14 protein-coding genes are annotated in these 13072 nt (G+C 67.5%); 2 read left to right on the forward strand and 12 right to left on the reverse strand.

The annotated features are described in order from the left end of the window. Positions 1–137 precede the first annotated feature (137 nt). Positions 138–638, forward strand: a complete 501-nt coding sequence (locus SNAS_RS27165; protein ID WP_013020696.1) for a hypothetical protein — start codon at positions 138–140, stop codon at positions 636–638. A gap of 118 nt (positions 639–756) precedes the next feature. On the opposite strand, the gene SNAS_RS36000 is transcribed toward SNAS_RS27165, so the two are convergent. From SNAS_RS36000 to dapE, 6 genes are all read right to left on the reverse strand, one after another. Beyond that, on the reverse strand, positions 757–2373 hold the full coding sequence (locus SNAS_RS36000; RefSeq protein ID WP_013020697.1) for a hypothetical protein: 1617 nt from the start codon (positions 2371–2373) through the stop codon (positions 757–759). 4 nt (positions 2374–2377) lie between these two features. Next, a complete protein-coding gene (locus tag SNAS_RS27175) occupies positions 2378–2824 on the reverse strand; it encodes a hypothetical protein (protein ID WP_013020698.1) in 447 nt (148 codons plus the stop codon). Between the two features lie 157 nt (positions 2825–2981). Further along, on the reverse strand, positions 2982–3800 hold the full coding sequence (locus SNAS_RS27180) for a S1 family peptidase (protein WP_013020699.1): 819 nt from the start codon (positions 3798–3800) through the stop codon (positions 2982–2984). Between the two features lie 227 nt (positions 3801–4027). Beyond that, the gene (locus SNAS_RS27185) at positions 4028–4855 is read right to left on the reverse strand and encodes a serine protease (RefSeq protein ID WP_013020700.1); all 828 of its coding nucleotides are present in this window, start codon (positions 4853–4855) and stop codon (positions 4028–4030) included. A 239-nt stretch (positions 4856–5094) separates the two neighbouring features. Then, positions 5095–5820, reverse strand: coding sequence for an LOG family protein (locus SNAS_RS27190; protein ID WP_013020701.1), 726 nt, complete (start codon positions 5818–5820; stop codon positions 5095–5097). Next, a complete protein-coding gene (gene dapE, locus SNAS_RS27195) occupies positions 5817–6893 on the reverse strand; it encodes a succinyl-diaminopimelate desuccinylase (protein WP_013020702.1) in 1077 nt (358 codons plus the stop codon). Before dapE ends, SNAS_RS27190 begins: the two co-directional genes overlap by 4 nt. 36 nt (positions 6894–6929) lie before the next feature. Here dapE and dapD point away from each other — a divergent pair, with 36 nt between their 5' ends. Beyond that, positions 6930–7853, forward strand: a complete 924-nt coding sequence (dapD, locus tag SNAS_RS27200) for a 2,3,4,5-tetrahydropyridine-2,6-dicarboxylate N-succinyltransferase (protein ID WP_013020703.1) — start codon at positions 6930–6932, stop codon at positions 7851–7853. On the opposite strand, the gene dapC is transcribed toward dapD, so the two are convergent. From dapC to SNAS_RS27230, 6 genes are all read right to left on the reverse strand, one after another. Then, positions 7850–8935, reverse strand: coding sequence for a succinyldiaminopimelate transaminase (dapC, locus tag SNAS_RS27205; protein WP_013020704.1), 1086 nt, complete (start codon positions 8933–8935; stop codon positions 7850–7852). The two genes, dapD and dapC, sit on opposite strands and share 4 nt — an antisense overlap. Beyond that, the gene (gene fdxA / locus SNAS_RS27210) at positions 8932–9252 is read right to left on the reverse strand and encodes a ferredoxin (protein ID WP_013020705.1); all 321 of its coding nucleotides are present in this window, start codon (positions 9250–9252) and stop codon (positions 8932–8934) included. The genes dapC and fdxA overlap by 4 nt, the downstream gene beginning before the upstream one ends. Before the next feature lie 78 nt (positions 9253–9330). Beyond that, positions 9331–9780: a hypothetical protein gene (locus tag SNAS_RS33420; protein ID WP_013020706.1), complete on the reverse strand. Its 450-nt coding sequence runs from the start codon at positions 9778–9780 to the stop codon at positions 9331–9333. A gap of 84 nt (positions 9781–9864) precedes the next feature. Further along, a complete protein-coding gene (locus tag SNAS_RS27220; protein WP_144300655.1) occupies positions 9865–10275 on the reverse strand; it encodes a hypothetical protein in 411 nt (136 codons plus the stop codon). A 58-nt stretch (positions 10276–10333) separates the two neighbouring features. Further along, on the reverse strand, positions 10334–11224 hold the full coding sequence (mshB, locus tag SNAS_RS27225) for an N-acetyl-1-D-myo-inositol-2-amino-2-deoxy-alpha-D-glucopyranoside deacetylase (protein ID WP_013020708.1): 891 nt from the start codon (positions 11222–11224) through the stop codon (positions 10334–10336). An 81-nt stretch (positions 11225–11305) separates the two neighbouring features. After that, positions 11306–13054, reverse strand: a complete 1749-nt coding sequence (locus SNAS_RS27230) for an ABC transporter substrate-binding protein (protein ID WP_013020709.1) — start codon at positions 13052–13054, stop codon at positions 11306–11308. Between the last annotated feature and the right edge of the window lie 18 nt (positions 13055–13072).

Consider the following 13072-nt stretch of genomic DNA (forward strand, 5'->3'; position numbering starts at 1 on the left):
GATATTTCGTTACGGAACCGCAACGGCACGCGTGGCATTCGGCCACATTGGGCCGGAGATCGCCTTCGCTTCGTGTGCGATGAGTCCGGCATGTAGTACTTGTGCGATATCCGATGATTGGCACTGAACGTCCCGTTATGACCGAAACGCGATCCGCCACGCCGACGCTGAACCGTTGGCGCCGACTGTCCCGGCGAGTGCTGCTGCCGCTGGCGGTGTTGGTGTTGCTCGCCGCCCTCGCGGTCACCGGATATGCCCGGTTCGCGGGCTCTCCGGCTTCGGCCGAGCGGCCGTTCCACTGGGACGGATCCACGGCCTACGTCGCCGGTGGACACACGCCCGGAACCTACACGACCTGCGAAATCACCCCGAACAACGGCAAACCCCGGATCCTGAAGGTGCCCGGATCCTCCGGTGGCGTTTCGCTGGAGCCGTGGTTCAAGGGCACGGCCGAGATCACCTGTGGACGATCGGTCTTGGTAACGACCGGTATGCCTTCCAGTCTTTACCCGGTCGTCTCGCAGCAGGCATTCCTGGTGGGCATCGCGGCACTCGCGGTGTTGGCGTGGTGGTGCGGACGGATGCCCCGAGCCCGGTTATCCGCCGATGATCCCTTTTGTAGGAAATCTGTGGAGTGATTGGGCACAGCGTCGATCCACCAGTCACTGTCCGTTGTCGACAACACACTCGTGCCGGGGTTCGCGGACGGGCAGGTCGTCGCGAACCCCGGCACGGTGAGGGGTGCCGAGAGTGGTCTCAGAACCAATCCGGGTCGGGTCGGCGGCGGGCGCCGAAGGCCACCGGGCCCGGATCGTGCGGGTGGTCGTCGGGATCGGGGTCGCGTGAGGTGACGACGGCCGGTCCGGGGTCGTGCACCGGCGGCGGTTTCGGCTCGCCGGTCAGCGGGACGACCGGGCCGGGATCGTGCACGGGTTCGGCGCCGGTGTAGCCGTTGGTGATGACGCCGCGGGTGGTGCCCTCGACGCTCCAGAACTCCACCAGCGGCCCGTCGCCGTACACCGGCTTTTCGTCGTCCTCGTCGCGCTTGCGTCCGGTCCGGGGCGGCAGGCCCGGTGCGCCCTTGGCGCCGCGGATCACGGCCCGGTTCAGCGCCTCGCCGCCGGACTTGGGACGGGCTATGCGCACGCCCGGCTGGCCCGGTTTGGCGGCGCTGGCGCGGCGGCCGAAGACGCCGTCCTCGCCGATGCCGGAGCGGCGGGTCGTGGGCACGCGGTTTCGAGCGCCGGGACGGCCGCCGATGACCGGCCGGTTCAGGCCGTTGACGGTGCGCGGAGCCGTGGACTTGGGCAGGTTGCCGGTCTTGCCGGAGCGCTGACCGATGACCGGCGGTACGGTGCGGCCCGGCATCCGGGGTCCGCCACCTCCGGACGGGGGCAACGGCGGTTTGGGCATCGGGACGCGCGGCGGTGCCGGTGGCAGCGGTGTCGGCAGCGGCGGAGCCGGGGTCGGTGTGGGTGGGCCGCCGGGGCCGGGGCCGGGACCGGGGACGGGTGTCGGCGCGGGTCCTGGGCTGGGGCCGGTCAGGATCGGTCCGTCGTCGTCCTCGTCGTCATCGGGGTCGGGCTCGGGTTCCGGGTGAGGATCAGGTCCAGGTCCAGGGCCCGGTCCAGGACCGGGTCCGGGGTCAGGCCCGGGGCCAGGCCCAGGTCCGGGCTCGGGGTTCGGCTCGGGCTCGGGTTCCGGACTGGGGCTCGGATCGGAGTCGGTGTCGGTTCCGGGGCCGGGATCCGGCCCGGGGTCCGTGCCACCGCCGTCGCGCTCACCACTGAGGTCGGTGACCGTGGGGGCGGGCGTGGGTTCGGGCGGCATCTCCATACCGGCGAAGGCGATCTCGCAGACGTCCATCATGCTCGAGATCTCCTGGCGCGCCTCCTCGTCGAAGGGTTGCCGCAGTTCGGCTTCCGCGGGTGCCTCGCCCGGATCGGGGCCGTCGCCGTCGGAGTGGGCGTCGACCTTCTTCGCGTGGGCGGCCAGCGCGATCTCGCGCGCCGCGAGCCAGCGGTCGTGGATGTTGTCCACATTGATCTGCGTGATCGTCACGTAGTCGGCCATCGAGTCCCAGGCGGCGGCGTTGTTCCTCATGACCCGCGCCGCCTCGGCGAAGTTCTGTTTGCGGGACCCGAGTGCCGTCGCCGCCGCGGTGGCGGTCTCGGCGGTCCAGTTGTCCTCGATGTGCCGGATGTGGCCGTGCAGCCGTTCGGCCTCGTTGTCGTGCCGGTCGGCGATGCTCTGCCAGAAGTTCGCCTGGTGCCGCATCGATTCCGGGTTGTCCTTGCCGATCATCTCCCGGATCTGCTCGACGGTGCAGTTGTCGAAGCCGCCTCCGCCGCCCGCGGTGTCGTCCTTGTTCATCCCGCTAGTCCCCCTCGGAGTCGCCCGTGAACAGGTTCAGGCCGTCCCGCAGCAGCCCGCCGACGGAGTCGAGCGCTTCGGCGGCGGTCTCGTCGGCCGCGGACAGCGCCGCCCCGGCCAAACCGATCGCCCCGCCGACGGCCTCGCCCACCGCGACATGGTCGTCGGCGGCCCCGACGGCGCGCTCGAACGCAGCATTGTGGAACTTCATCATCTGCGCCGCCCGCGGGTTGCGGGGGTCGACGCCGAAGGTCGGCGCGGTGTCGAAACCCATGTCGCCGAACAACATCGCGCGCGCCTTGCCGATGTCGCCGCCGAAGGCGGTCGCGTCGGTGCGCATCGCCCGGGCCAGCTGCCGGACGTCGCCGTGGTCGAAGGCGAGGTCCCGGCCTTCCGAGACGTAGGGCGATTCCGGTGGGGTCCACCGATCCTGTTCACGCGCCTGGCTCATGTCCGTCTCCAATCGCGCCCGATGGCGTGGTCGATGCCGGAACTGTAGGAACGGCGGCGCACATGACGGCGCATACGCGGGTGCATATACGAAAAGGCCGCCGCACCAAGGAAAGTGCGGCGGCCGGATCCGAAAGGAAGGGTCGGGCGGGTGGAACCTAGGGCAGGGTTCCCAGAGCGGCGTTGATGTCGGCGTTCCAGAAGCTCACCTGGGCGTAGACGCCGGGCTTGCCCGGACGGGCGCAGCCCTCGCCCCAGCTGACGATGCCCACCTGGACGGGCTCTTCGCCCGCCATGTTGACCATCGGGCCACCGGAGTCGCCCTGGCAGGTGTCGATGCCGCCCTCGTCCATGAGGCCGGAGCAGATCTCGCCTTCGGCGTCCAGGTTGGAGTAGGCGCCCTGACAGGTCGCGTCGTCCACATAAGGTGCTTCGGCGTGCTGGAGGTAGTCGGCCTGCGGGCCGCCCTCGGAGGTGGCGCCCCAGCCCATCAGCTGGAAGTTCGGGCCCTCGTCGCTGGTGCCGTCGGTCGCGAGCTTGATGGTCTTCGCGTCGGCGATCGGTTCGGACAGCTTGATCAGGGCCCAGTCGCCACGGCCGTCGGAGGCGTAGGTCTCGGACTGGTGAATGTAGGCGGAGGTGCGTTCCTGGATGTCGGGGCTGTTGAGGTCGTTGGCGCCGTAGTAGGCGGTGACGCTCGTGTCCTCTCCGGTGCCGTCGACGCAGTGGGCGGCGGTCAGGACGACCTGGTCGGTGATCATGGAGCCGCCACAGCCCATGGACAGCCGGACCATCCACGGGTAGGCGCCTTCGGGGGCATCCTCGCCACCGACGACCTTGGTGCTGATGTCGCCTTTGTCCTCGCCGTAGGACGGTCCGTCGTCGGCCTGTGCCGGGAGCGTGGTCGCGACGATGGCGAAGGTTCCGGCCGCGAGCACGGCGCTCGCGGCTATGAGGGCTCTGGTTTTCTTGCGCACGAGAGTTCTCCTTTAGGGGTGCGCGTGAAGGGGCTCACGCGTCTCGTTACAAAGGACAACTTAATCGAAAGATGTAAGTAAAGCAATACTAAGTACGCGCTACGTTCGGCCAGTTATTCAGAGTCTTCAGACTTTACGGAACACAACGGGCGCAACGAAAAACCGCCGCGAACCTTTCGGCTCGCGGCGGCTTCGAATCCTAATGGGATAAAGCTTCGCCTGGTGGCTTAGCCTTCTTCCCCGCCACCGAACGCGTCGGCCGCGGCGTTGATGTCGGCGGCCAGGGTGCTCACCTGGGCGTAAACGCCGAACTTCTTGGGCTGCGCGCAGCCCTCGCCCCAGCTGACGATGCCGGTCTGGGTGAAGGTGCCGTCCTCAGCGACGACGCCCATCGGGCCACCGGAGTCGCCCTGGCAGGTGTCGATGCCGCCCTCGTCAAGACCGGCACACAGCATCGAGTCGGGGTCGAGCGACTCGCCGTAGGCTTCCTTGCACTTCTCGTCGTCGACGCCCGGAACCTTGGCCTTCAGCAGCTCGTTGGACTGCTCGCCGCCCTCGGAGGTGGCGCCCCATCCCATGATGGTCTGCTCTTCCAGGTCGACGCTGTCGTCCTCGGCCAGCTTGACCGGCTCGACGCCCTCGGCCGGAGCCTCGAGCTTCAGGACCGACCAGTCACCGGCCATCTCGATCGGCTTGCCGAAGTCGGGGTTCTGGGTGACCTCGGTGACCTTGATTTCCTTGATCTCAGGGTCGTCGAGCTTGTTGGTGCCGTACTTGACGGTGAAGCCCTCGCTGCCGTCGGTGCAGTGCGCCGCGGTCAGCGCGACGTCCGGACGGATCAGCGAGGCGCCACAGGCGTCCTGGCCACCGATCGTCAGCCGCATCATGAACGGGAATTCGCCTTCTTCGGCGGGCTCGCCACCGACGACCTTTTCCTCAGGACCGTTGCTCTTGTCAGTGTCGGCGGCTAGTGCCGGGAGGGAGACGCCGACGGCGAGAGCGCCCGCCGCGAGGGCAGCGCCCACCGCGGCCAGCCGCTTTGTCTTCTTCTGCACGAGAAGTTCTCCTTTGAAGGGGTGTGGCGGCGAGATGAATCGCACACCGGGGTTACCCGGCCAACATAAATGACATATCGGCGAGCGGCAATACCAGATATGTATTAATGAAGATTTATACATATGCCGCTACCGAGCGATAACCCACCGTGGCCGACAAAGGCCGCGATATCCCCACAACCCGACAAAGTGGTTCTTCCGGTATCCACAGGCGTCCCACCATCCGGGACCGTCGTGATCTACGGAGTCTCGTCTCCGCATTCCTTCAAATAGGCGCACGCGGACACGATGTGACTGACGGCCTCGTCCACGTCATCGGTCAGCAGCATCAGATCCAGGTCCTGCTCGGCGATCTTGCCGCCCTCGAGCATCCGGTCGCGCAGCCAGTCGATGAGGCCCTGCCAGTAGCTGACTCCCATGAGCACCACCGGGAACCGGGTCACCTTCTTCGTCTGCACCAGCGTCAGCGCCTCGAACAGTTCGTCCAAAGTGCCGAAACCGCCGGGCAGCACACAGAACGCCTGCGAGTACTTCACGAACATCGTCTTGCGGGCGAAGAAGTAACGGAAGTCCAGTCCGATGTCGATGTAGTCGTTGAGCTTCTGTTCAAAGGGGAGTTCGATTCCCAGTCCGATGGAGACACCACCGGCGCTGCGCGCACCCCGGTTCGCGGCCTCCATGATGCCGGGGCCACCCCCGGTGATCACACCGAAGTTGGCCTTGGCCAGCGCGGCCCCCAGCTGCTCCCCCAGCACGTACTCCTCGCTGCCGGGCTTGGTCCGGGCCGAACCGAACACCGACACCGCGGGCTCCAGATCCGACAGCGTCTCGAAGCCGTCCACGAACTCCGACAGGATGCGCAGCGCCCGCCAGGCGTCCCGCTGCTTCCACTCACCGCGGTGCACCGAGTCGAGCAGGTGGGCCTCGGAGGTGATCTTCGGGTTCGGGTTCGCGTTCGGCATCATGTCGACTCTCCTGTCAGATAATCCCGCAAAGTATCAGCACATTGGACGATACGCTCGCACGAGACGTGCTCGTCCTTGGTGTGCGCCAGGTTGGGGTCGCCGGGGCCGTAGTTCACCGCCGGGATGCCCAGGGCCGAGAACCGGGCCACGTCGGTCCAGCCCAGTTTCGCCACCGGGGGCCGACCCAGGGTGTCGAGGAAGTCGCGGGCGGCGGGCGCCGACAGTCCCGGCGGCGCGGCCGGGGCGGAATCGGTGACGTCGATGTCGAAACCGGCGAAGATCTCGGCCACGTGCGCCCGGGCCTGGTCCTCGCTGCGGTCGGGCGCGAACCGGAAGGCGACCTCCACGACGCATTCGTCGGGGATGACGTTTCCCGCCACCCCGCCCTGGATGCGCACCGCGTTGAGCCCCTCGCGGTACACGCAGCCGTCGATGTCGACGGTCCGGGCCTCGTACGCGCGCAACCGATCCAGGATGTCCCCGGCCTTGTGGACGGCGTTGTCGCCCAGCCAGCCGCGTGCCGCGTGGGCGCGTTTGCCGTGGGTGCGGACCTCGGCGCGCATCGTCCCCTGGCACCCGGCCTCCAGCTCGCCGTGGCTGGGCTCCAGCAGGAACGCCAGGTCGGCCTCGAGCAGGTGGCCGTGCGACTTCGCCAGCAGCCCCAGCCCGTTGCGGTCGCTCTCGATCTCCTCGCAGTCGTAGAAGATGAAACTCAGGTCGTGCGCGGGTTCGGTGAGGGTCGCCGCCAGATGCAGCGCGATCGCGGTGCCCGACTTCATGTCGGAGGTCCCGCAGCCGTACATGATGTCGCCCTCGGTACGGGACGGGAAGTTGTCGTGCAGCGGCACCGTGTCGGTGTGCCCGGCCAGCAGCACCCGACGGCCGCGGCCGAACTCGGTGCGGGCGCACACGACGTTGCCGATCCGCTCCACCGTCAGGTGCGCCCGGTGCCGCAGCGCGGCCTCGATGGCGTCGGTGATCTCCCGTTCGTCGCCGGAGACCGATTCGATGTCGACCAGGGCGCGGGTCAGGGCGACCGGGTCGGTGAGTTGGGCTTCAGTCAATACCACCACGATCAGCCACGATACGCGGACCTTTACGGTATTGGCATGAGCGGTTACCTCACCACCGGTGCCTGGGGATCAGGCGTGGCCACCTATTCATCCTCGGGCGTGCTGCTGGACGCCTGGTTCGACCGGCTGGGGCTGGACGAGCCGGAGTCCGGGAGCGAACTGGCCGCCTCGCGGGACGAGCTCCGGGGCGTCGACATCAAGCCGATCGAGGTCCGCGTCGCCTCGCTGGAACAGGCGCCCGCCGACGCGGCCGACGCCTATCTACGGCTGCACCTGTTGTCCACCCGGCACATCCGGCCGCACCAGGCCAACCTGGACGGCATCTTCGGACTGCTGAGCAACAACGCCTGGACCGACCTGGGTCCGGTCGCGGCCGAGAACCTAGACGCCGTGCGCCTCACCGCCCGCCGCAAGGGGCACCGGCTGCGGGTGGAGTCGGTGGACAAGTTCCCGCGCATGACCGACTACGTGATGCCCTCGGGGGTGCGCATCGCCGACGCATCCCGGGTGCGGCTGGGCGCGCACCTGGCCGAGGGCACGACGGTCATGCACGAGGGTTTCGTGAACTTCAACGCCGGAACGCTGGGCAACTCCATGGTGGAGGGACGGATCGCGGGTGGCGTCGTCGTCGGCGACGGCAGCGACATCGGCGGCGGAGCGTCCATCATGGGCACCCTGTCGGGCGGCGGCAAGGAGGTCGTGTCCATCGGCGAGCGGTGCCTGCTGGGGGCCAACGCCGGGATCGGGATCTCACTGGGCGACGACTGCGTCGTGGCCGCGGGCTGCTACGTCACCGCCGGTTCGAAGGTGACGCTGCCGGACGGAGAGATCGTCAAGGCCCGCGAGCTGTCGGGTGTGGACAATCTGATGTTCTGGCAGAACTCGGTGACCGGCGTCCTGGAGGCCAAGCAGCGCACCGGCTCCTGGGGTTCCCTGAACGCCGCGCTGCACAAGAACTAGGTCAGTTCGGCAAGGCGCGCGCAGGCCGCCTCGACGCCCGCGTCGGAGGCGGTCAGCGCGATGCGGACGTGTTCGCCGCCCGAGGGGCCGTAGAACTCGCCCGGCGCCACCACGATGCCCAGCTTCGCCAGCGCGGCCACCGTCTCCCAGCAGTCCTCGCCGCGGGTGGCCCACAGGTACAGGCCCGCGTGGGAGTGGTCGATGCGGAAACCGGCCGCGGTGAAGGCTTCCCGCAGTGACTCGCGACGACGGCGGTAGCGCTCGCGCTGTTCGGTCGCGTGGGTCTCGTCGGTCAGGGCCGCCGTCATCGCCGCCTGCACCGGGGCGGGCACGATCATTCCGGCGTGCTTGCGCAGTTGCAGCAGGCCGTCGACGAGTTCCGGGTCGCCGGCCACGAAACCGGCCCGGTATCCGGCCAGGTTGGAGCGTTTGGACAGCGAGTGCACGGCCAGCAGGTTCGAGGTGTCGTCGCCGCACACGTCCGGGTGCAGGATCGACACCGGCTGCTTGTCCCAGCCCAGCGTCAGGTAGCACTCGTCCGAGACGACGGTGATGCCGCGCGAGCGGGCCCAGCCGACGATCTTGCGCAGCCGGGCCGCCGACAGCACCTCGCCGGTCGGGTTGGACGGGTAGTTGACCCACAGCAGCCGCAGCCGCGTCTCGGCGCCGAAACCGGGTTCGTCGACCCGCACGCACCGGGCCCCGGCCAGCCGGGCCCCGATCTCGTAGGTCGGATAGGCCAGTTTCGGGATCGCCACGGTACTGCCGCCGCCCAGTCCGAGCAGTCCCGGCAGGCCCGCGACGAGTTCCTTGCTGCCGATGGTCGGCAGCACCCGGAACTCGGCGCGGGCGCCGCAATGCTCACGGACCCAGTCGCCGATCGCACCCCGCAGCGCTTCGGTGCCCGCGGTGAGCGGGTAGCCGGGGGTGTCGGCCGCGCCGGTGAGGGCGTCGCGGATCAGTTCGGGCACCGGGTCCACGGGAGTGCCCATGGACAGGTTCACGGCGCCGCCGGGGTGGGCACGGGCCTTGTCGGCGAACGGCGCCAGCCGGTCCCAGGGGAACGGCGGCAGCGACTTCATTCCGACTTGGCGGGCCGGGAGGCGACGAAGGTGGCGTCCTTCTCGATCTTGCCAACCTTGGAGGCGCCGCCGGGCGAGCCCAGCTCCTCGAAGAACTCGTAGTTGGCGCCGGTGTAGTCGCTCCACTCCTCCGGCACGTCGTCCTCGTAGAAGATCGCCTCGACAGGGCAAACCGGCTCGCACGCTCCACAGTCAACACACTCGTCCGGGTGGATGTAGAGCATCCGGTTGCCCTCATAGATGCAGTCGACGGGGCATTCCTCAATGCACGCCTTGTCGAGCAAATCCACGCACGGCTCGGCGATGATGTAGGTCACGAGTCGTCCTTCCAAAGTTTTGCCAAGTTACGGCCACGGTTGTGCCGAGCAATCAGCCTAATCTGTAGGCCGTCTCACCTAACGGCGGCCACGGCCGTAGTGCTGTTCGACGCGCTTGAGGTTCTTGCTGCGGTAGTCGACGCCGAAGGTCGTGACGATCATGAATCCGACGAAGGCGGCCACCACCCCGACACCGAAGAAGAACAGCAGTTCGGCCAGTACCAGGCCGACTCCGGACGCGAACGGGTTGGCGCCCACGCACAGCGGGCCCAGGAACACCGCGGCGAAGGTACCCACGACCACGCCCAGGCCCACGTCGGCCACGGTGCGCTGCATGGGCGTCTTGACGCTCCACCAGGCCCCGGCCACCAGCGTGGTCAACGCCATCGCGCCGGTCGCCAGCGCCCCCACCAGCGACTGGTAGTTCGCCGTCACCGAGTCGACCGCCTCGGGGCTGACCAGTCGGCCGATCACGTTGGCGGCCAACATCAGCGCGGAAACGATCGCGACCGGGATCCAGCGTTTCATTCGGGCTCCTCACGGACTTCTCGAGGCGGATTGCTTAGCCGAGTGTTTACCGGATGTGGGCAAGCCCACGCAAGCCGCTGATGGTCACGATTTCATAGCGGCTCGGGTGGGGCCGGTGACGATACGGTAACCCGATATCGCCACCGAGGCCGCGCCGCCGAGCAGCAGCGCCATACCGGGCCAGGCGTCGTGGATGACCAGATCGCCCGCCGAGGTGGGAACCGTGCCGAGGATGACGATCACGAACCAGGTCAGGCTGGGCAGCAGCGCGAGGCTGCGCAGCCGCACCAGCCACAGCGCCAGCCGGGGCAGCGACAGGTTGACGGCCACGGCGAGCACCGCCGCCACCGGCACGTAGACGCCGCCGAGGGTGAACGGCACCAGGAACGCCTCCACGACGGCGAAGACGACCGCCGCGGCGGTCACGACGACGGCACCGGCCGCGCGCACCACATACTCCAGCGGGGACGGTCCCGCCACCTCGTCGTCGGTCACCGGGCGATCGTAGTGCTTGGGGCCCACCGGGAGCACGCCCGGTCCTTCACCGACGGCCTCAGGCGAAAAGGTCGGTCTCCCAGCCGGTCTCGGGGTCGGCCGGGCCGCGCTTGCCGTCGACGAGGATGTAGTGCTCGGTGGTGGTGGCGTCCACGCCGACCTTGGCGGCCATGACGGCCAGCCAGTTGTCGGGCGGGATCTGGGTGGCGTGTGCCCGGACCGAGGCGAGTTTGGCCTCGCCGAAGCCCTTGCCCTGGATCACGGTGGTCACCTCGGAGTCGTCGACGCCGAAGGGCAGGTCGTCGACCGACGTCACGCCCTCGAAGGGATTGTCGTCCGACTGCGAGAACTCCTCGAACATGGTGGCCAGGGCGCTCTTGGGGACGGTGGTCCAGTAGAACTTGGACACCTTGTGGGCCTCGCCCAGTTCGGGACGGAAGTCGGCGTCGGCGGCCAGTTCGGCGGCCTTGACGCTCACCCGGTGCGCCTGGATGTGGTCGGGGTGGCCGTAGAAACCGTTGGGGTCGTAGGTGACCAGCACCTGCGGCCGCAGTTCCCGCAGGATCGCGACCAGGTGTGCCGCGGCCTCGGTGAGGTCGGCGCCCCAGAACGCCCGCGGGTGCTTGTTGGCGGGGGTGTCCATCATGCCGCTGTCGCGGTAGGCGCCCGGACCGCCGAGCATGCGCCGGTCGGCCACGCCCAGGGCGTCACAGGACATGTGCCATTCGTGCAGCCGCCAGCCGCCCAGCTGGTCGGCCTCGGCCGCGGCGAGCTGCGACAGTTCCGGGACGTGGATCTCGCCCTCCTCGCCGAGCGTGCAGGTCACGAGGGTGACGTGCGTGTCGGGGTCGGCGGCGTAGTAGGCCATGGTGGCGCCGGTGCCGATCGTCTCGTCGTCGGGGTGGGCGTGGACGAATACGACCCGGTTGGGCGGCAGGGTGTCGGTCATGGGGCAACGGTAGTCGCGGGTGGGGACATAAAGAGCTCCCCGTGGCGCAGGCCACGGGGAGCTCGGGTTGAGCTGGACGACTTACGACTTGACGAAGACGTCGGTGAACGAGGTGGTACCAGTGGTGTTGGTCGAGTAGAGACCGCCCACCTTGGAACCGTGCATCGCGAAGGTCTTGCTGTAGTACAGCGGGACCATCGGCATGTACTCCTCCAGGATCTTCTTGTCGAGATCCATGTAGGCCTTGTTCTGCTCCTCGGGGTCGGTCATGTTCATGACCTTGTCGATCTGGTCGTTGACCTCTTTTTCGTCGAACCAGATGTTGTTGACGTTGCCCGGGTCGTCAGTGATGGTGCGGCCGTCGTAGATCGGCTGCAGCACGCTGTAACCGGTGGGCCAGTCAGCACCCCAGTTCTTCATGTACAGGTCGTACTTGTTCTCCTGCGGGTCGCTCAGGATCGACGGAGCCTCGGTCTCGCTCAGCTCCTTGATCTTCAGCTCGATGCCGACCTCTTTGAGCTGGTCCTGCAGCGAGGAGGCGATCTTCTTGTTGGCGGGGCTGGCACGGTAGGCGTACGTCAGCGACTTGACGTCCTTGCCCTTGAGCAGCTCCTTGGCCTTCTTCTTGTCGCCCTTCGGACCCTTGTACATGTCCATCTGGTCTTCGTAACCGGCGACGGTCGGGCTCAGGGTCGTCGAGGCGGGCGTGGCCTGGCTCGATCCACCCGTGGCCTTGACGATGGCCTCCTTGTCGACCGCGTACGCCAGCGCCTTGCGGACGTCGGGGTCCTTGATCTTCATGTTGTTGATGCCCATCCAGTACACGAAGATGCCCGGGACGTTCTCGACCCGCTTCATCAGTTCCTTGTCCTTGACGATCTCAGGGACCTGGTTGATGTCGACCGTGTCGGTCATCGACGTGGCGTCCGCGCCCTTGTCGGCACGCAGCGCGTCAGTGGTGGCCTTGTGGTTGTCACCGAAGTTCACCTTGAAGGTGTCGACGTACTGGTGACGGATCGGGTCGGTCTTGGGGTCCCAGTTCTCGTTCTTGACGAGGGTGACGCCCTTGTTCTCGCTCCACTTGCCCTCGAACTTGTACGGGCCCGAGGAGAACGGCTTGAAGTCGTAGTCGGCCGGGTTCTTGGCCTCCTTCTTCTCCGGCAGCGGAGAAGTGACGCTCATGGCCGCCATGTACGGCAGGTCGCAGTGCGGGGAGCTCAGCTCGAAGGTGATCTTGTTGTCACCGTCGACCTTGATGCCCGGAGCGCGGGAACCCTTGTCCTTGAACGGGCCCTTGTACTTCTCGGCACCCTTCAGCCAGCCACGGAAGTAGGACGAGGGACCGTCCTGCAGTCGGCTGTCGAAGGTCGAGGAGATCGCGTAGGCGATGTCGTCGGCCTTGATCGGCGAACCGTCCTCGTACTTCAGGCCGTCCTTGAGCTCGTATTCCCAGGCCTTGCAGTCGCCGAGGTCCTTACCGGGACCGGTGGCGAGGTCGCCGACGACCTTGGTCTCCTCGCCCATCACCCGGTAGCTGGTCAGCTGACGGGAGAACAGGCGGCCGATCTCAAGGGTGTTGACGTAGTAGGTCTGACGAGGGTCAAGGTGGTCGAAGGTCGTGGGGGCCAGATAGGTGGCCTCCCCGCCTGTCTGGGCACCCTTGACCTCGCTGGCCGGACCCTCGGAATCCTTGGCATCCTTGCTGATGACAGCGGGCTTGACCTCGAAGTCCTTGGTGCCTTCGTCCTTCCCGCCTTCATTCGAGCTACAGGCGGCGACGGTGCTCACCATCAAGGCGAGTACACCGACTGTCGCCAGTGACTTTCTCATAGAGAACTCCTATACAGA

This window comes from Stackebrandtia nassauensis DSM 44728 (genome assembly GCF_000024545.1).
In the GTDB taxonomy this organism is placed as follows: domain Bacteria; phylum Actinomycetota; class Actinomycetes; order Mycobacteriales; family Micromonosporaceae; genus Stackebrandtia; species Stackebrandtia nassauensis.